Below are 812 nucleotides of genomic sequence, written 5' to 3'. Positions count from 1 at the left end.
TAACACCGAAGCGACCAAAGACCTGTTTGTGGTACTTCAAAACCAGCCGTTCGTCAGCGCAGAAACGCGCGTGGCATTCAACGGGGATACCGCTTCGGTTATCTCTCTGCGCCCGCTCGATGTTGACAGTGAAGGGACTAAATTTACCTTCAGCGGCAGTGACATTGCGCTAGACCTTGCCCACGATCTGCGTAGCAGCCGCATCTCAGGCACGGTTTCTCATTTCTTATCAGAGACCACCAACTATGAGGGCGGCAAAGAGACTATCGTTCTTGAAGGCGTTGGGCTTGAAGCGAAAAACCACCGCGGCAAGTTTAATCTGGACCTCGGCGACGGCAGCGTTACCCTGAAATCGATGAAGGTCACGCCGCCAACAAGTGACCCTGTCACGTTGAATAACTTCGTGCTCACAAGCACCATGAGCGAAGACGACAAAAACATCGCTGGCGCGATAGCCTTGTCATTAGACGCGCTGCTGCTTAAAGATCGCGACCTGGGTAGCATGAAGTTCAATTTCAGTTTTAACCAACTGGATGGTGAAGCGACACAGCAGTTCGCCAAAACTTATAAGACCCTGAGTGCGTCATTCCTGGAGTCCCAGTCCGTCATGGACCCACTGCGTTTTCAGTATGAACTTGGGCAATCGGTACGCAACGCCCTGCCCAGCCTGCTGAAAGGCAATCCGAACTTTACCATCGCGCCTTTGAGCTGGAAAAATGCCAAAGGTGAAAGCACGCTCAACGCCTCACTCAATTTGAGTAATCCGGCGCAGACCACGGCGTTAACACCGCCAGCACAAAGCGATGAAGAAG

General features: G+C 52.5%; 1 protein-coding gene. It reads left to right on the top strand.

From position 1 onward, the window contains the following. Window positions 1–812, top strand: an 812-nt coding sequence (locus J5224_RS31730; RefSeq protein WP_264628950.1) for a YdgA family protein, incomplete at both ends; no start/stop codon positions are given.

This window comes from Candidatus Symbiopectobacterium sp. NZEC135 (assembly GCF_025962695.1).
Note: the sequence above shows the minus strand (reverse complement) of the source record. Positions and strands in the feature narration are given on the sequence as shown.